Origin of the sequence: Streptomyces sp. NPDC006435 (assembly GCF_040612315.1) — a bacterium.
In the GTDB taxonomy this organism is placed as follows: domain Bacteria; phylum Actinomycetota; class Actinomycetes; order Streptomycetales; family Streptomycetaceae; genus Streptomyces.
In genome coordinates this window covers 233,043-249,486 of the sequence record NZ_JBEXPY010000006.1, presented here as the reverse complement: position 1 = coordinate 249,486, position 16,444 = coordinate 233,043, and the positions used below count along the sequence as shown (strand labels likewise).

The window sequence follows — 16,444 nt, the reverse complement described above, 5'->3', positions numbered from 1 at the left end:
TCCGCCGTGCAGACGTCGACCTCGACATCGGTCCGGAGCCGGAAGGGCCGTCCCCGAGCTCAGCACAGGCCGTCGCGTCATCGGTGACCCCGAGTCCCGTGCCGGCGACCCTGATAGGCCTTGACAAAACAGAAGCCCCAGGTCGCTGACCTGAGGCTTTGCCGTGGAGCGGGTGACGAGAATCGAACTCGCGCTCTGAGCTTGGGAATCCCCTGGTGCTCGGGCCGCTAATTGGGCCCTGACCTGCGGAAATAAGTCCAACCAGCAATGTGGGTGGCGTCTTTCCCTGCCTGCTGTTGACCGCTGTTTACTGCCCCTACTGGCACGTTGTGGCACGCCCTTCCTTCCTGCTCGGCTATGGCGCCCTGCGGTCGGCGCCAGTGACGTACCGCCGCTGTCGGTGCCAGGTGGCATGCTCGCGGTCATGAGTCTGAACATCTCGTTACGGGCGCGGTGGGGACGGCGTGTACGGGGCTGGGGCGACGAGTCGGTAGCTGAACTTCGCGGTGACCTTGATCGGCTGGGATATGGATGGTGGCCCATCCCACCGCGAATGAAGGTTGCTCTCAGACACGCGTCCGCAGCGGATCTCCCGTGGTTCTTCTTCATGCTTGCTGCGGTCATGCTTGCGTACGTCGTGGTCGTGTACTTCGTGATTGTGCTGGGTCTCTACCGCGGGCGGGAGCCACATTGGCACTGGCTGGCAGCCTGGGCCATCTTGGTCACGCTGCTCATGAAGCTGTGTGTGAAGACTAGAGGCGCCGGTCTTCCGTTCGCCCGCAACCAGCTCACCTTGGCGTGCAGGGCAACGATTCGAGCCTGCGCGGAAGCGCATGGCGCCAGCCACGCTCAGCGGCCGGAGAAGCTCTTCGCTGTGGGGGCCGCGCTGCGCCGTCTCGAAGGGAACGTGATGCGAGCGCATCGCCGTTCGGGAACAGTCGCCTTCCTGTCTCCCCGGCGGCGAGAGCTGAAGGCCCATGCTGGCCAGGTGGTGGCCAAGCTGCGCGAGGCGGAAGCTGCTCTGGATCACAGCTCCCAGGCCGCAGCGCTTAGCGAGATCGCCGGCTTGGTCGCGACGATCGCCGAACAGTATGTGGACGGATGCATTGGAGCGCTCCTCCCCAAGCCTTCGCTGGAGGGCAAGAAGCCGGTCCGCGACCGAGAGCTGCTACGGGTAGCCGCCGCAGTTGTGCTGATCGCTGGAGGCGTTGTCGGGTTGGCCTTCCTCGGCCTGCCGGACATGGCGATGGCTGCCGCGGGAACCGCCTGGTCTGTGTTGATACTCATGGCTTTGTTTGGCAGCAATTGGGCGAGCCACCTGCCCGTCTTCGAGCTCTTCAAGCCGGGCCCATGATGGCTCAGGCGGGATGAACAGGGTTCCTGGTGTTGACCATCTCGATGACGCTGACTTCGCGATGGGCGCAGCGACGAATGTGTGGAAGCCGAAGGCTGCGGTGGCGGGTCTCGCGTCGCGCGATGTCGACCGCAAACAAGGCCCTGGTCTCCGACCAGGGCCTTCGTCGTGGAGTGGGTGACGAGAATCGAACTCGCGCTCTGAGCTTGGGAATCTACTGCGCGAAGCGCACACACTGTGTCTGACCTGCACAGATTGGCCCTGGCGAGTGTCTCTCGGATGTCATTCGGGATCCGGATCTGACCGCTGGTGACCGTCCTGAAGGGCACGGTTGGGGCACGCCGTCGTACTGCTGCCGCAGAAGCGACGTCAACCGCCTGGATCGTCTGCGGATGGGCGTGGTTGGTGGGGTGCCCGCGCGTGGGATTACTCCCACAAACGGTCAGCTGCAGGAGTTGGGTTGCCCGTCACTTGGCCCCCCGAAACAGATCGAGGGTTTCGACTGCGCCAAGCCGGTAGCCGAGGAGCGCCCTGCCTCCCAGGAGGAGCACCGCACCGACGAGAGGGGTGGCCACCCCTGCCGGTACACCTGCTAGCTCGCATCCAGCTCCGGCAGCGATAGCAACAGCGCCAAACAAGAGCATGCGCGCCCAGCCGAAGTTGATAGCCGGTGTGACCCCTTCGAGGCGGTCAGGGCCCAGGAGTTCGGCGGTCAGTCCCTCTGCGTACCGAGAAGTGATCGTCAGCAGGATGAGAGCGATGTCTTCCAGGACCTTGCCCGTGTCGGTCTCGACGTGCTGCCGTGACTCCGCTGCACGCAGGACGGCAACTACCTGTGCAGCGTGCTCCTTATGCATACGCCGAAGCGGCCTCCGAAGATTGGTATGCCGGGTCTTCCACGCATTCCAGATGACCTGCTCTGCGTCAGGGAAGGCAACTCGAGGCGCGTCGAGTAGTGGACCGCTTTCCCAGCGCTTGTGTGCAGAACCCACGCGTTCGATGCACTGAAGCAGGACAAGAACTGATCCGTACTGCCGAAACCCGGACATTGCTTGGGGCGGCGGACTGAGGTGGGGGTCGGGACGCCTACGACGCTGGCGAACAGTTACCTGGCCAGGGCGTGATGGATGACTGCGCAGGCCGCTGACGTTGGAAAGGAGGGGGCGGAGTGCCGTTGCAAGCGTAAGTGCCAGCAGCGACAGTACGACCGCTGTGATGATGCCTTCGATTTTCGGGTGCCGCGGGTCGGCGGCTAGAGAGACCGCAGGGTCCAGCTGTCTGGACACCCAGCCGACCAAGGATCTTGCCCCGGCCACAAGGGAGGAGATCGGATCGAGTTCCTCTGCCTTGCTTCCTGGGGCGGCAGCTTGACGAGAGGGCTGACGGTGGCCCGTTGCAACCTCCCCAGCCGAGCGCAGGACGTCTGAGATCCATCTGGAAATACTGCCAATGTTGACAAGTGCCCACGAGAGAGCCGCCAAGAATGACAGGTGTGTGACGATCGCGGCAGGTGCGGCCCGGCACCACGTGACTACAGCTGCGGTGATGAATCGGTGGGCCGGGGTCGGCACACTCGGTACGACGCCAGGTAGATCCGCATAGGCCGTGGAGAGCCGCCGCATCGCGGCTGCATCGGCGGCTGTATTCCACCGCGCTAGCGCAGGGGCTGCGACCCAGCGGCGGAAGGGAAGCGACACCCAGCGACGCCATCGGTTGCCCCACCGTGTTCGCGCGGCGGCGTTGTCGACCAGGGCCAAGAAATAGATCACCGCTGCGACTATGCCGAGGCGGAGCATCCATCTGACGATGCTTGGGAGTAAGTCATTCACAGCGTGCAGTCTGGCAGCGCTACGAGACCATTCATGCCGGTTAGAAGCGGATGGCCACGGCTGCGTGAGCCGCTGCCTGTGCCAGGCCTGTTCCGGCCGTCACTCCGAGAGCCGGGCCGCTCGCTCGCGGAGCTCCTGAGCTTCTGGAACGCTGCTGTACTGGCGCAGGCGGACGTGCATGTCCTGGTGGGCGGCCTGGACTTTCACGGAACGGATGCCGTCCGTGCAGTCGAGGAAGTCGCGCCAGGTGGCCATGACGCCGTCGACATCGTCCTGGCGCAGGCGGACGCCGCCGAGGTTGACGAGGACGATGGCGCGGGTGCGGCGGCGGTCGAGGCCGTGGATGTCGAGGGCGAGGCGGAGGAGGATCAGCCGGTTTCGTGGGCCCAGCGGCCGGGGGAGTAGTGGGCGGCTCAGGAGCCGCCGGGCGTGGCGGCCGGTTTGCCGATGGCGGTCTCGGACATGGCGAGGTGCCTGGTGGCCGTGCGGCGGTCGTCGTCCTGGGCGGCGGCGTTGGCGAGAGTGGCCTCGTAGTAGGCGACGGCGCGCGGGTTGTCGAGGTCGCGGCTGTACTCCACGCAGGCTTTGCCGAGCTGGACGGCCTCGGCCCGGTAGCCGAGGTCGGCGCACTGCACGGCGAGGCCGCGGAGAGCGGGCGCCGACAGCTCCGGATCACCGGCTTCGGCGGCCAGGCGGAAGGAGTGCGCGTAGTGGAGCTGGGCGAGTCCGCGTAGTTCCGGGGTGTCGCCTTCGTCCTGGGCCATCCAGTCGGCGAGGTGGACGAGCTGGGAGATGGCTGCGAACAGGTCGCGGCCGGTGGCCTCGGTGAAGTGGCCCTCCAGCCAGGGGGTGACGTCCTTGGTGAGGTAGCGGACGGCCAGGTGGCGGGCGAGCCCGCCACCGAGTTCGGGGGCGGAGTCGCCGAGGGCCTTGACTATGTGGCGTACGGCGGCCACCTCGTCCTGGCCGACGCGAACGGGTCCGGGAAGGACGGTCTTGGTCCGGCGGGTGATGCTGTCCATGTCGGGCAGGCCGAGTGTGGACAGCGCGTATCCGCTGGAGGCGAGGATGAACTCCCGACGCTTCACGTCGCTCCTTCCCAGGTGCAGGACTGATGCAACGGTATTTGTGCGGGACGCCGCAGGCGTGGTCTTCGGAAGGTTGATTGCCTCGGGATCCAGCGCCAGCACCTGCGCGATGTAGGGCCACCATCGGCCGGGGCTCGTTCGCCTTCTATCTACCGTTGGGCATGCTGGCGCTGCAGGCGGCGCGGGGTGCAGCGAATTCTGCGGAAGAATTCGCGAGGACCACGGGCGGGCGACACCTTGAAGTCCGTTGATGAGTGATTTCGACACCACTGTCATCTTGGAAATGCGTTCGATCATTCACTCTCAGGGTAGGGGTGAATTCGGCCTTGATTGTTCAGTCGCGGGGAACTGCCTGCTCGGGTGGGCGAGTATCGGCCAATGGGCGATTGGAGCAAGCTGGATTGGAGGGGTGACGGGATCGTTCATCTTGCCGTTGTAGCACCCGAGCCCCGTAATTCCCTTACCCTGAGAAATGGGAGGGGTGTGGATTCGTGACAACTGATCTCAGTGGTGTTGGCTTGCCTCTGTCGGAGTCGGAGGAGCGACTACTTCAGGAGGAATATCGAAACCGAGTGAGAGAGTTCGATCAGATTGAATCTGATCTCAGGGCATCCAGGGTATTCCAGCGCGTTTACTGGCTGTGCCTTTTGGGCTCTTTCATGCTTTCCGGTCTTCTGGGTTACACGGTCATCGTCGGTCTATGGCAAACCAAGCCAGTTTTCACGCGCTATATCGGGCTTCTGGTTGTGGTTGGGCTGGTCGTCGCGATGGCCTGGTTGCTTCTGAAGAACGGCAAGGTCGTTGTTAGCCGCGCTGGTGACCTACGCAACGCGCTGCAGGACCGTCAGACGGCGGCGGCCGGTCTGCCTCTCGACTCGCCATCAGGTCTCCGCATCTACCGAGAAGCATCGCTTGACCTTATTGCCCAATACCGAAAATCTGCGAATAATAATCGTCGAGTCCACAACTTCTTTCAGCTCATCATTATCACCGGTTCGATTGCGACGTCCACTCTCGCGGCGATGAATGAAGGGGCCAATCTTTTCCTGCGGATCGCCACGTCGGTTCTGAGTGCTTTGGTTGGCATTTCCGCTGGTGTGACAGGCTACTTCAAATTCCGTGAGCGCGGATACAATATGCAGTCGACTGCTGACGAGATTGAAAAGCACTACAATGCCTCGCAGTTCATGCTCGATGAATATGCGAGTACTGGTGAATCCCCTCTTACTGAGGCGGAGCGTCTACGGAAGTATGCCGGTTTCGTCGAGCGTCTCAAGGAGGAACAGCGAAAGCGTGAACTGCAGCTTGAGCAATCCAGCTCCTCAGGAGAGGAGCGGGCGGGGTGAGGCCGCGCGTTTCCTTCCTTCGGGAAGAGTTTGGGCAGAGTGGCCGGTGGCTGCTTGCTCCGCGCTGGCAGTGGTGCGCGATGCGGCTCAGGGGCGCCCATGGGCCTTCTCTGTCGCCCACGGCGGCTTGGTGTTTGGTTGCCCTCGCACGGGATCCCGGCAACGCCCCGCTCGTATGGAGCCTTGTGGTACAGCGTGGGACGAACAGAGGAAAACCGGGCGTCGGTCTTGATATCTGGGCCGTGCTGGAGGAGGAGGAGAAAGCCAGACGCCGTGCGTGGCTCGACAAGTACGGAGCGACTCCTCTGTTCCGATTAGGCGTCCCTGAGGAACTGATCGAACTATCGGGGCTTCGGGTCGTTGAGTGGCGTCTGCCGCCGGGAGTCGAGGCGGCCTCTCTTGTCTACCAGCAGCGCTCGAACGCGTCGCAGTCCTTCGATGAATGTTGACGTCGGGACATACAGGACCATTCCTGACGCGACAGTCTTAGCTTGTTCTTTATCTACCAAGATCTTCCGGGCTTGCCGATGGCCTTGAGGGTCTCGGGGCGTTTGACGGTTTTGCCGACGTCGTAGCGGGGTGCCCGGTGTCTGTTCTTGGCGCCGGGTGGTCGTCCGGGGCCGGCGCCGCGGGGTTTGGGAACGCGGGCCGGGCAGGCGAGGTGAGCGCGGATGTTCCTGAACCCTCGGCGGACCCGGGCGGGGGTGAGCCGGCCGGAGGCGGTGGGTTTCTCCCAGGGCCGGCGGAGGTCTGTGGCGAGAGGGCGGGCGAGCCGGAGCTGGGTGTGAGCGACGATCAGGATCCAGGTCCAGCGGTCCGCCGCCTCGGGGGTACGGAGTTTCGGGGTGGTCCAGCCAAGGGTCTGCTTCGCGAAGCGGAAGGTGTGCTCCAGATCGAAGCGGCGGAGGAACGCCTGCCAGGAACGGTCCACATCGTCCGGTGTGGCACCGGTCTTCGAGGACCACAGCCACACCGGCGGAGCGTCCCGTTCCTTCGACAGGTGCTCGACCTTCAGCCGGATCAACGTGCCCTCGACCAGGGGTAGTTCGCCGTCGTGGTCGAGCCAGGAGGAACGGTGGGTGAGCCGGGGGTGGACCCGGTCCCACGCCTGGGTCTCGGCCTTGCCGTAGTTGGTGGTGTCGGTGACCGTGGTGATCGCGGGTTCGGGCCAGGTCTCCGGTTTGGTGAAGCGGAACTCCGGTCCGTGCTTGGGCGGCCGGCCGTTCGTCCCCGGTCGCCGGGGCGGCTTCGGCAGGCGCATGACACGGTCGGAGCGGACTCGGCCGACCAGTTCGACGGGCAGGTCACGCAGGACCCGGGCCAGACGGGTGACGTCATAGCCGGCGTCGCTGACGATCACGATATGTGGGTCCCCGGCCTGCCACTGGCCCGCGGTGATGAGCCGCTCGACGACACCCCGCAGCTGGGCGGCGGTGACCGCGGTCGCGTCGTCCGCCGGGCCGAGCCGGACCGCGTCCAGGATCGCGGTCCAGGACGTGGCGCCCGGCTCCAGCGCGGCCACGAAGGAGTAGGGCCAGCCCGGGATGAACTGCGAGGCTGTCTTCGCCCGGCCGTATACGTGGCAGAAGAGCCGCTCCGCCGAGCACGGCGCGTCCGAGCGAAGCCAGGGCGACACGTCGACGGCCAGGACCAGGCGCCCGCCGTCGAAACGCGGCAGCAACAGCCCTGCGAGCACTGTCCGCAGCCGGTCAATGTCGATCCGGCCATGGTTCAGACCGCCGTACATCGCTCCGTGTCCACGACGGTGCTCGGGCAGCAGTGTCAGGTCCACCGGGGACTTCACCGCACCATCCGCACACAGCACCGCGTCCGCCAGCTCGAACAACTCGTCGCGCCGGGCGGTCAGACACTCGTAGAACTCGCCCCGGAAGCGTGACGCTTCCGCGAACGCTTCCCTCCGCACGGCATCAGGCAGCAGACTCACCCTCACGGCCTTCGTCTTGGTCAGTGCACCTTGGTCGGAGCACATGATCAGACGAAGGCCGCCCCCACGTCCGACGAATCCCCAGGTGAGCGACTCAGTACGAGACACCGTTCGAGACCGGAAGAAAAAGAACAAGCTTAGCTTGTTCTTTATCTACCAAGATCTTCCAGGCTTGCCGATGGCCTTGAGGGTCTCGGGGCGTTTGACGGTTTTGCCGACGTCATAGCGGCGTGCCCGATGCTTGTTCTTGGCGCCGGGCGGGCGTCCGGGGCCAGCGCCTCGGGGTTTGGGAACACGGGTCGGGCAGGCGAGGTGAGCGCGGATGTTCCTGAACCCCCGGCGGACCCGGGCCGGCGTGAGCCGGTCGGAGACGGTGGGTTTCTCCCACGGGCGGCGGAGGTCCACGGCGAGCGGCCGGGCGAGCCGGAGCTGGGTGTGAGCGACGATCAGAATCCAGGTCCAGCGGTCCGCCGCCTCCGGAGTGCGGAGTTTCGGGGTGGTCCAGCCGAGGGTCTGCTTCGCGAAGCGGAAGGTGTGCTCCAGATCGAAGCGGCGGAGGAACGCCTGCCAGAAACGGTCCACGTCGTCCGGGGTGGCGCCGGTCTTCGAGGACCACAGCCACACCGGCGGAGCGTCCCGGTCCTTCGACAGGTGCTCGACCTTCAGTCGTATCAACGTGCCCTCGACCAGGGGCAGTTCACCGTCGTGATCGAGCCATGAGGAGCGGTGAGTGAGCCGGGGATGGACCCGGTCCCACGCCTGGGTCTCGGCCTTGCCGTAGTTGGTGGTGTCGGTGACCGTGGTGATCGCGGGCTCGGGCCAGGTCTCCGGCCTGGTGAACCGGAACTCCGGACCGTGCTTGGGCGGCCGGCCGTTCGTCCCCGGCTGGCGGGGCGGCTTCGGTAACCGCATGACGCGGTCGGACCGGACCCGGCCGACCAGTTCGACGGGCAGGTCACGCAAAACCCACGCCAGGCGGGTGACGTCGTAGCCGGCATCGCTGACGATCACGATATGTGGGTCCCCGGCCTGCCACTGGCCCGCGGTGATGAGCCGCTCCACGACACCCCGCAGCTGGGCGGCGGTGACCGCGGTCGCGTCGTCCACCGGTCCCAGCCGGACCGCGTCCAGGATCGCGGTCCAGGACGTGGCGCCCGGCTCCAGCACGGCGACAAAGGAGTAGGGCCAGCCCGGGATGAACTGCGAGGCTGTCTTCGCCCGGCCGTATACGTGGCAGAACAGCCGCTCCGCCGAGCACGGCGCGTCCGAGCGAAGCCATGGGGACACATCGACCGCCAGGACCAGGCGTCCCCCGTCGAAGCGGGGCAGCGACAGCTTGGCCAGCACCGCCCGCAGGCCATCGACGTCGATCCGGCCGTGATTCAGACCGCCGTACATTGCTCCGTGCCCACGACGATGCTCGGGCAGCAACGTCAGATCCACCGGGGACTTCACTGCCCCGTCCGCACACAGCACCGCGTCCATCAGTTCGAACAACTCGTCGCGCCGAGCGGTCAGACACTCGTAGAACTCGCCCCGGAAGCGTGACGCTTCGGCAAACGCTTCCCTCTGGACAGCATCAGGCAGCAGACTCACCCTCACGGCCTTCGTCTTGGTCAGTGCACCTTGGTCGGAGCACATGATCAGACGAAGGCCGCCCCCGCGTCCGGCAAATCCCCAGGTGAGCGACTCAGTTCGAGACACCGTTCGGGACCGGAAGATAAAAAACAAGCTTAGACCGCGTTTGAGATCTGGTCGTAGGACAATCGATCAGTGACGCACCCCTTGAATCGTGACCGTTCCCTTGAAGAGCTTGAACGCACTCGCTGGCCAGCCCCATCAGCCGGCCACACCCGCCTTGTCGCTACTGCACACACGCTTTGCAGCGTCGGCCGATCGGCGAGCTGACCGTCGAGGACATGCGCTTGTTGATCGGGCAGGACATAGGTCTGCCCTACCTCCTGCCATTGGCACTGGGGGTACTGCGGGAGAACCCGATGGCAGAGGGGGACATGTACGAAGGTGATCTGCTGTCCGCGGTTCTCACCAGGAACCCATTGGTCTGGGCCGAGTTGTCCGAACTCGGCCGAGAGCTTCGCGTGATCGTCTCGAAGCTGTCTGGTCTGTCCTCTGACCTACAGCAGAAGGCCGAGCGCTTCCTGACCTCATAGCACACCGACGCAGGACGTCCCCGTTGAAAGGAGGACCGGTGTATCTACGGCACGTCTTGCAGAAACAAGCGCGGGCCGGGACGCGTCGCCGGCCCCGGCCCCTGCGGGCGGTGTCGGCGGCGAGGTCGCCGAGCTGGGGGAAGAAAGGAGCCGCTGTTCCTAATTCGGGTCCCTGGGAGGGCAGATGGGGAAGGCTTCGTCCGGTCATGGCTCGACGTTAGGGACGGTCGAGACCTCGAGTATGAGCCGGAGGAATACGACTCCTATCCGTCGAGGTGGAAGCGGTTGGACATGCGCCGCAGCTTCTCCCGCGTGGCGGTCCGTGCACGGCAAGACATCGACGACAACACAGGCCAAGTCTTCGAGGAAATGACGCACGTGCTGGTGACGATTACTGAGCGATACGCGAGTGGCAACACACTCGCCTTGCTCGAACCCAGGGACGTGGACGGCATAGAACCTGCGGTTGACCGGGAATGGGTGCGATTGGTCATACTCGGCGTGGCTATGACCGGTGCCGCCATCGCAGCGGGCTTGTCAGAGCTGTCGGCCGCCGGGTCCACACAGATCGTTGCCGTGGTTGGCGTCATTGCCTGGATGCTTTTGTACCGTGACCGACTGTCCCCAGGGGATGTGCTTGACGTGATGCGGGGCCAGAGCCGCAAGTGACCACGCTGGCTGTCCCGTCCGCTTGTGTGTCGTGAGCAGTGGTGGGCGATCACCGGAAATGGGAGAAGGCGGGTCCTGCGTTTCGGTATGCGGCCAAGGCCTGCACGGTGGTTGGGAACGCGGGCTCGGGCAGGTGGTTCACGGGGACCCACTGGACCGCCAGGTGTTTGTCCGGCTCCGTGTTGATCAGCTCGCCGGTCCAGGTTTCGGTGGCGAAGACGAAGACGACGAGCTGGCCGGCCTGGTCCCAGCCCTGTTCGACGTGGACGACGTGGACGAGGGCGAGATCGGCCGGGTCGACGACCAGGCCGGTCTCCTCCTTGAGTTCGCGGGCGGCTGCCTCGTCGAGGGCTTCGCCGGGCTCGGCCTTGCCGCCGGGGAGGGTCCAGGCCGGCTGCGGGGACCAGTTGGGGGCGGCGTAGTGCACTGCGGCGATCGTGTCGCTGCCCTTGTCGTGGACGATCACGCAGACGGCGTTGCGGCTGTTCATCACGCTGGTGTTCATCGCGGTGCCCAATCCGTGTAGAGGTGCCGGAAAGTGTGGGTGGCCAGGGGGGGAGGCTCAGCGCCCGGTCGTGAGGTGGTCGGCGTCGGTGCGGGAGAAGACCAGATCCGTCATCTCCTTCGGGACCTCGGTGCACCGGACGGGCGGCTGCGGCCGGCGCATGGCCCGGGGGTAGGTGGCCGGGTCGTAGTCGTTGGTGAGCTTGTACGCGTGAAAACCGTGTGCGCGCAGGGTGTCGAGGATGTCGGCGGCGCTCTCGCCCTGCTTGGCCAGGAGTCTGGGGGTGATTTCCAGGACGAGTTCCGCGTCGTCGCGCAGGTGCGGGAGCGCGGGCAGGAGGCCGCGAATCGCGGCTGCTTCGGCGCCTTCGACGTCGATCTTGATGACTCGGGCGGTGGCGAGTTCAGTTTGGCTGATCAGGTCGGCCAAGGGGGCGGTGGGCACCGCGACGGTCTCGTGGATGCGGCTGGGCCGGATGGCGGTGGTGTGACCGAGGTTGGCGGGGTCTTCCAGGTACAGGGCCAGGGTGCCGTGGGTGTCGGAGGCGGCGGAGCGGACGGCCCGGATGTTGATGCGGTGGTTGGTGGTGGCCGCGGTGGTCAGGGCGTCGTGGAAGCGGGGGTGGGGCTCGATGGCGACGACGTGGCCGTGGGCGCCGACGGCGTGGGAGGCCAGGAGGGTGAACGCGCCTCGGTGGGCGCCGACGTCGATGAAGGTGTCCCCGGGGCGGAGCCGGTCGCGAAGGAAGGCGCTCAGGTTCGGCTCCCACTCGCCGAACAGGTACTGGTAGCGCTGGATGACGTCGCTGGTGGTAACGGTGACCGTGTCGCCGGTACGCAGCCGGGTGGTGGCGTGGTGGTGGCGGGTGCGTAGGTGCTCGTCGAGGAAGTGGCCGACGAGCCGCGCCTTGCCGACGGTTCCGGGGGCGTGGCGGACGTAGGCCCGTAGGGCGAGGGCGAGGGCGGAGGCGGACATGGGCGACTCCTTCGCACAGCGACCTGGGAACGGGTCCCCGGGTCGGCCGGTGGTGACAGACTGGCGAGAGAACGCTGGTGGTGTTGGAGGGAGTTGGTGGTGGCTGTGAGTGACGCTTCAGTGGTGTATCTGCTGGTCGGGCTCACCGGCTCGGGGAAGACGACCTACGCCCAGCGGGTGCTGGAGCCTCAAGGGGCGGTGCGCCTGTCGGTGGACGAGGTCGTCTTCGAGCGGCACGGCCGGTACGGCGTCGACTACCCGGAGAACACGTACTTCGAGAAGGAGACTCCGGTCGTCGACGAGCTGCACCGTCGGCTGGCCGAGCTGGTCGCGGAGGGCCGGGACGTGGTCTGGGACCACGGGCTGTGGCCGCGCAAGGACCGCGAGGAGATGAAGGAACTGGTGGAGGCCGCCGGCGGCCGGTGGCGGCTGCTGTACTTCCCGGTGGAGCGCAACGATCTGTTGCGCAGGCTCAGGGAGCGCAACGAGCGGGGAGACGCGAACGCGCTGCTCGTCACGCCGGAGGCCTTGGACGACTTCTTCGCCCGCTTCGAGGCACCTCAGGACGAGGGCGAGGAAATCGTGGAACCCGGCTGGTTCTGAGCCGTCGGCGGCCGCCAGGCGGTGGCGAGGTTGGCGGCTTCGACCGCCCAGCCGACTGGCAGGTGGTCAAGGGTGACGTGGCGGAAGCCCAGGCGCGGGTCGGAGACGTCGATGCGGCCGTGGTGGCGGTCGATGTGTTGCAGCAGGCGGGATGCCTCGCTGCGGACGGCAGGGGTGTGCTCGGCCCACTCGCCGGAGGTGAACTGCTCGACGCGCCGGCGCAGGTCGTCCAGGACGCCCGAACGCCACTTGAAGTGGTGCACGCACGCGAGCGCGTGCGGGTCGGGTTTGTGGCCCGGTGCGCGGTGGTTGCCGGATGCGACGGTCACCGAGGAGTGGGCGAGGACGATCTTGCGAGGGTCGCCCTGGAGGAGTCGGCGGGTCAGATGCCCGCCGAGTGGGAAGGCCCGGTCAAGGCCGGTTTCCGGGCGCCACATGGCCAGGCGGCCGTCGTTGGAGACCCGGTCGAGCATCAGCCCGCCGACCACTTTCTGCCCGGCCTCCCCGGCCTGGGCGAGCACGTCGGCGAGCGGGGCGGGGTAGGTCTGGAACTCGTCGGAGTCGGCGAGCAGGTGCCAGCCGTTTCCGGCCTGCTCGCGCAGGGAGTCGCGGAGCAGGGCGTTGGTGTGCTCGTGCCAGGGGCCGGTGCTGATCTGGGTGGGGACGACGCCGAGGTCGTGGCAGGCCGCGATCAGCTGGTGCCGCCAGGCGTCGGGTACGTGGTCGGGGAAGTGGAAGGCGAGGTGGAACCGCTCGATGCCGAGCCGGCGGTAGTGGGCGGTCCAGGCGGCCAGCAGGGTCGGCTCGACCGGTCCGATGACCGCGATCAGGGCGGGAGGGACGGGCGTCATCGGCGCTCCTTGGTCAGGCGGGTGTAGGTGTCGGTGAGGAAGGCGGCCTGCTCGGCCGCCGGGTACATGCCCAGTGCAGCGGGCGCCGACGGTCCCGGCCGGGCGGGCGCCTCGGCCGTGAGTTTGTCCAGGGTCTCGGCGAGGGCGTCCGGGTCTCCGGCGGGGAAGAGCCGGACCCACGGCTGGCCTGTCAGCCGGGCGGACAGCTCGTGGTCGTGTGCGGAGACGATCAGCGGGACGCCGAGGCGGGCGGCGTCCATGACCAGCCCCGATTCCTTGCCCACCCCGGGCTTGCGGACGACGAGGGCCGCGTCGGCGGCGGCGTAGACGAGCCGCAGGACCTCCTCGGCGACCGGGCCGGGCACCGTGTGGAGGCGGACGTGGGTCAGCCGGTGCCAGCGGTCGAGGACGGTGTCCTCCAGCGGGGTACCGCACACCAGAACATGCAGCGGGGTGGTGAGGCGGGCGAGGGCCGCGTCGATGGTGGCGATGTCCTTGTACGGCCACCAGCCGCCGACCAGGCACACCGCCCTCGCGCCGGTCGGGATGGTGAAGGCGGCGCGGGCACCGTCGCGCTCTGCGTCGGTCAGCCGTCGTCCGTCGTCGACCGCGAACGGCCGCACCTCGCCGCGAAGGCGAGGGCAGGCCGCCGCGACCTGGTCGCGGACATCGGCAGTCGGCGACAGCACGATCACCCGCTTCTCGCCCCAGCGGGCCAGCTGGCCGAGCCACCGGACCGGACAGTCTTCGGTGGTGACCACCTCGTGGACGAACCGCAGGTGCGGGGCGCCGCCAAGCAGGGCGGCTACGCCGTGCAGGGCCTCGCTCGCGCTGAGGACCACCACAGCCGCCGCCCGCGGTGCCAGACGGCGCGCGGTGCGCAGGCACGCGGCCTCGGTCAGACACCGGGCGAGGAGGGTGACCTGGTGCGGGACCCTGCGGACTCTCTGCGGCCAGCGCCGGGAGGCGAAGGCCCGCTGGCCGGTGGTCGAGACGCGCTCCGCCGCCCGCGCGGCGCCCAGCAGGATCCTCGCCGTCGGCCCGGACGGCCCGACGGCGATCCGAGCCCCGGACCGCGCCAGCGGGTCCAGGTCCTCGCCCAGTCCGCCGGGGACGACAACCAGGCTCTTCGGCCGCGCGGCGGCGAGCGCCGTCAGCGTGCGCTGGTGGTGCCCGCCGCCCCGGTGCGCGTACGGCTCGATCAGCACCAGCGAGCTGGGGGCGCTGTTCATCCGGTGGCCCTCTGCTCGCCGTAGAGGGTGGTGAAGTGCCGGTGGAGCCAGGGCGGGTCGTTGAGTACCTCGAAGCGCGGAGGGCTGCTGGCGACGGTCTTGGCGAAGTCGAGCCCGTCGCGGGCGCCGGCCGCAGCGTAGGTGCCGTACTCGCCGTCGCGGCTGGACGTCCAGGCGTCGATACGTTCCTGGGCGGAGGCGTCGGTCATGCCGTACTCGCTGCCGCGCGCGAGCATCGCGCACTCGCGGAAGCCTGCCTTCCACGCGTGGAACGGGCTCTGGTTGAACCGTGTGATGCCAGCGGTCTGGCGGCAGAACTCGACCCGTCCGGGTAGTGCGGCCAGCACGTCGACGGCCTGGCCCATCTCCCGCAGCGCCGAGCGGCGGATCAGCTTGAGTCCGCCGTATCCGTAGGTCAGGCCGTTGACCGGGTTCACGGCCTGCCACACCCGCATCGCCACCCCGTCGGCCAGCGGCTCCACCGCGGCGGTGGAGAACTCGGGGGCGATGGCGAAGTCGCCGTCGGCGAGGAAGAAGCTCTCGGTGTCGACCAGCTCGGCGGTGAGCCGGTAGGCACGGCGCATCCCGCGGACCCCGTGCAGGCGCTTGACGGTGCCGCCCAGTACTCGGGTGAGGCGGGTGTGCAGGGAGCTGGCCAGCGGCTCGTCGTAGGAGAGCTGGACCGCGTCGAAGCCGGTCACTGGATCGCCTCCAGGTAGCGGGCGGCCACCGTGGCGGGCGCGAGGTCGGCGGTGGAGGCATACGCGCGCTTGGCGTGCAGGAGGTAGAACTCGGGGTCCGTGGCGAGGCGCGTGGCGATCCGGACGGCCTGCTCGTCGGTGTCGAACAGCAGCTCGTTGTCGATGTGCTCGGCCAGCCAGCCGGTACGCGGGCCGATCACGGGCAGGCCCATCGCCTGGCAGTCGATGACCGACATGGACCAGGGGCAGCCGGGCCGGAAGGGGGCGATGCCGAAGTGGGCGTCGGCCAGCAGGTCGCGGTAGCGGACGCGGTCGCCGTGGTCGGAGGCGATGGCGACGCCGTCCGTGGTCGCGAGCTCTTCCAGGTGTCGTTCGGGGCTGGGGTCGAGGCGGACGCGTTCGGGGCTGCGGGTGCCGAACAGGTCCATCACTGTGAGCCGCACCGGAGCCTCGGCGACGAGGCGGCGGGCGAGCCCGGTGAAGCGGACGGTGCCGTAATGCGCGTACAGGCGGTGGTTGTAGATGCCGGTGGCCCGGCCCTCGGGCGGGGTGATGTCTGCAGGGTCGCGTACCAGCCGTACGTCCCTGGGGGCGGGGACGATGTGCAGCTTCTTGCCGAGGGCGACGCCGGTGCGGACCGCTGCCGCCGTGGTCCAGGCGGCGGCGGTGGAGGAGTGGACCAGGACGCGGTCACAGGCCGCGAGGCCGGCGGCGAAGGCCAGTAGCACGCTGCGGCCGAGGCCGCCGTCGTCCATCGCCGGGTCCAGCTCCAAGGCGCCGGGGCCAGTGTCGGTGAAGGAGAACGGCAGGTAGTGGCAGTAGCCGACGATCAGCGCGTCCACCCCGGCTTCCAGGAGCGCGGCTCGGATCGCGGGGGCGGCCTCGATCTGGTTGGCCACCACCACCTCGGGCCGCCGATCGCGGAACAGGGCAACCAGGGCGTCCATGCCGGGGTCGAAGCGGGCCCGGTACTTGGTGGACGGCGACGTGGTGAGCGCGAAGTGCACGCGGGCGTCGCCGACCGGGACGGGAGAGGCCACGGTCACCTCCGCCCCGGCGTCGGTCAGGGCCGGGGCGATCAGGTCGGCGAAGGTGAAGCCGGAATCGGCAGTCAGCTGACTGCTGTTGGAGACATTGAGCAGATACAGCACGCGCATCGCTGAGACCCTCCTTCT

At 67.5% G+C, this 16,444-nt stretch carries 16 protein-coding genes; 6 read left to right on the top strand and 10 right to left on the bottom strand.

Features of this window, described 5'->3' with window-relative positions; translation table 11 throughout:
- Nucleotides 1-424: 424 nt before the first annotated feature.
- A complete protein-coding gene (locus tag ABZZ04_RS10150) occupies nt 425-1,354 on the top strand; it encodes a hypothetical protein (RefSeq protein ID WP_356931720.1) in 930 nt (309 codons plus the stop codon).
- Nucleotides 1,355-1,821: 467 nt separating this feature from the next.
- Here the strand turns inward: ABZZ04_RS10150 and ABZZ04_RS10145 are convergent, their stop codons facing one another.
- Complete coding sequence (locus ABZZ04_RS10145; protein ID WP_356931719.1) at nt 1,822-2,211, bottom strand: hypothetical protein; 390 nt, start codon at nt 2,209-2,211, stop codon at nt 1,822-1,824.
- A 1,050-nt stretch (nt 2,212-3,261) separates the two neighbouring features.
- Here ABZZ04_RS10145 and ABZZ04_RS10140 point away from each other — a divergent pair.
- Entirely contained in the window at nt 3,262-3,588 is a 327-nt protein-coding gene (locus ABZZ04_RS10140) for a hypothetical protein (protein WP_356931718.1), read from the top strand.
- 8 nt (nt 3,589-3,596) lie between these two features.
- On the opposite strand, the gene ABZZ04_RS10135 is transcribed toward ABZZ04_RS10140, so the two are convergent.
- A complete protein-coding gene (locus tag ABZZ04_RS10135) occupies nt 3,597-4,271 on the bottom strand; it encodes a hypothetical protein (protein ID WP_356931717.1) in 675 nt (224 codons plus the stop codon).
- 572 nt (nt 4,272-4,843) lie between these two features.
- Between ABZZ04_RS10135 and ABZZ04_RS10130 the strand changes: the two genes are divergently transcribed.
- Nucleotides 4,844-5,617 carry a DUF4231 domain-containing protein gene (locus ABZZ04_RS10130; protein WP_356931716.1) on the top strand — a complete coding sequence of 258 codons (774 nt, stop codon included), beginning with the start codon at nt 4,844-4,846 and terminating at the stop codon, nt 5,615-5,617.
- A gap of 502 nt (nt 5,618-6,119) precedes the next feature.
- Here the strand turns inward: ABZZ04_RS10130 and ABZZ04_RS10125 are convergent.
- A complete protein-coding gene (locus ABZZ04_RS10125; protein ID WP_356931715.1) occupies nt 6,120-7,562 on the bottom strand; it encodes an NF041680 family putative transposase in 1,443 nt (480 codons plus the stop codon).
- A gap of 153 nt (nt 7,563-7,715) precedes the next feature.
- Entirely contained in the window at nt 7,716-9,158 is a 1,443-nt protein-coding gene (locus ABZZ04_RS10120; protein ID WP_356931714.1) for an NF041680 family putative transposase, read from the bottom strand.
- 323 nt (nt 9,159-9,481) lie between these two features.
- Here ABZZ04_RS10120 and ABZZ04_RS10115 point away from each other — a divergent pair, with 323 nt between their 5' ends.
- Together ABZZ04_RS10115 and ABZZ04_RS10110 are read left to right on the top strand one after the other, a co-directional pair.
- On the top strand, nt 9,482-9,733 hold the full coding sequence (locus ABZZ04_RS10115) for a contact-dependent growth inhibition system immunity protein (RefSeq protein ID WP_356931713.1): 252 nt from the start codon (nt 9,482-9,484) through the stop codon (nt 9,731-9,733).
- Between the two features lie 291 nt (nt 9,734-10,024).
- Entirely contained in the window at nt 10,025-10,402 is a 378-nt protein-coding gene (locus tag ABZZ04_RS10110; protein ID WP_356931712.1) for a hypothetical protein, read from the top strand.
- A gap of 49 nt (nt 10,403-10,451) precedes the next feature.
- Here the strand turns inward: ABZZ04_RS10110 and ABZZ04_RS10105 are convergent, their stop codons facing one another.
- Both ABZZ04_RS10105 and ABZZ04_RS10100 read right to left on the bottom strand, forming a co-directional pair.
- The gene (locus ABZZ04_RS10105; protein ID WP_356931711.1) at nt 10,452-10,907 is read right to left on the bottom strand and encodes an NUDIX domain-containing protein; all 456 of its coding nucleotides are present in this window, start codon (nt 10,905-10,907) and stop codon (nt 10,452-10,454) included.
- Nucleotides 10,908-10,964: 57 nt separating this feature from the next.
- Nucleotides 10,965-11,882 (bottom strand): FkbM family methyltransferase, encoded by a 918-nt coding sequence (locus ABZZ04_RS10100; protein ID WP_356931710.1) that lies wholly within the window; start codon nt 11,880-11,882, stop codon nt 10,965-10,967.
- A 105-nt stretch (nt 11,883-11,987) separates the two neighbouring features.
- Here ABZZ04_RS10100 and ABZZ04_RS10095 point away from each other — a divergent pair, with 105 nt between their 5' ends.
- The gene (locus ABZZ04_RS10095; RefSeq protein ID WP_356931709.1) at nt 11,988-12,485 is read left to right on the top strand and encodes an ATP-binding protein; all 498 of its coding nucleotides are present in this window, start codon (nt 11,988-11,990) and stop codon (nt 12,483-12,485) included.
- Here the strand turns inward: ABZZ04_RS10095 and ABZZ04_RS10090 are convergent.
- From ABZZ04_RS10090 to ABZZ04_RS10075, 4 genes are read right to left on the bottom strand one after another with little or no spacing between them, the layout of a single operon-like run.
- A complete protein-coding gene (locus ABZZ04_RS10090) occupies nt 12,443-13,336 on the bottom strand; it encodes a glycosyltransferase family 2 protein (protein WP_356931708.1) in 894 nt (297 codons plus the stop codon). The two genes, ABZZ04_RS10095 and ABZZ04_RS10090, sit on opposite strands and share 43 nt — an antisense overlap.
- Nucleotides 13,333-14,568, bottom strand: coding sequence for a hypothetical protein (locus ABZZ04_RS10085; RefSeq protein ID WP_356931707.1), 1,236 nt, complete (start codon nt 14,566-14,568; stop codon nt 13,333-13,335). The genes ABZZ04_RS10090 and ABZZ04_RS10085 overlap by 4 nt, the downstream gene beginning before the upstream one ends.
- The gene (locus tag ABZZ04_RS10080; protein ID WP_356931706.1) at nt 14,565-15,269 is read right to left on the bottom strand and encodes a hypothetical protein; all 705 of its coding nucleotides are present in this window, start codon (nt 15,267-15,269) and stop codon (nt 14,565-14,567) included. Before ABZZ04_RS10080 ends, ABZZ04_RS10085 begins: the two co-directional genes overlap by 4 nt.
- Nucleotides 15,266-16,426, bottom strand: coding sequence for a glycosyltransferase family 1 protein (locus tag ABZZ04_RS10075; RefSeq protein WP_356931705.1), 1,161 nt, complete (start codon nt 16,424-16,426; stop codon nt 15,266-15,268). Before ABZZ04_RS10075 ends, ABZZ04_RS10080 begins: the two co-directional genes overlap by 4 nt.
- Nucleotides 16,427-16,444: the final 18 nt, after the last annotated feature.

What these genes read in the sequence shown, in the direction of transcription:
- ABZZ04_RS10090 (WP_356931708.1), bottom strand. Translation starts at nt 13,336, where the DNA reads ATGACGCCCGTCCCTCCCGCCCTGATCGCGGTCATCGGACCGGTCGAG.
- ABZZ04_RS10115 (WP_356931713.1), top strand. Translation starts at nt 9,482, where the DNA reads ATGCGCTTGTTGATCGGGCAGGACATAGGTCTGCCCTACCTCCTGCCA.
- ABZZ04_RS10085 (WP_356931707.1), bottom strand. Translation starts at nt 14,568, where the DNA reads ATGAACAGCGCCCCCAGCTCGCTGGTGCTGATCGAGCCGTACGCGCAC.
- ABZZ04_RS10145 (WP_356931719.1), bottom strand. Translation starts at nt 2,211, where the DNA reads ATGCATAAGGAGCACGCTGCACAGGTAGTTGCCGTCCTGCGTGCAGCG.
- ABZZ04_RS10150 (WP_356931720.1), top strand. Translation starts at nt 425, where the DNA reads ATGAGTCTGAACATCTCGTTACGGGCGCGGTGGGGACGGCGTGTACGG.
- ABZZ04_RS10105 (WP_356931711.1), bottom strand. Translation starts at nt 10,907, where the DNA reads ATGAACACCAGCGTGATGAACAGCCGCAACGCCGTCTGCGTGATCGTC.
- ABZZ04_RS10100 (WP_356931710.1), bottom strand. Translation starts at nt 11,882, where the DNA reads ATGTCCGCCTCCGCCCTCGCCCTCGCCCTACGGGCCTACGTCCGCCAC.
- ABZZ04_RS10110 (WP_356931712.1), top strand. Translation starts at nt 10,025, where the DNA reads ATGCGCCGCAGCTTCTCCCGCGTGGCGGTCCGTGCACGGCAAGACATC.
- ABZZ04_RS10075 (WP_356931705.1), bottom strand. Translation starts at nt 16,426, where the DNA reads ATGCGCGTGCTGTATCTGCTCAATGTCTCCAACAGCAGTCAGCTGACT.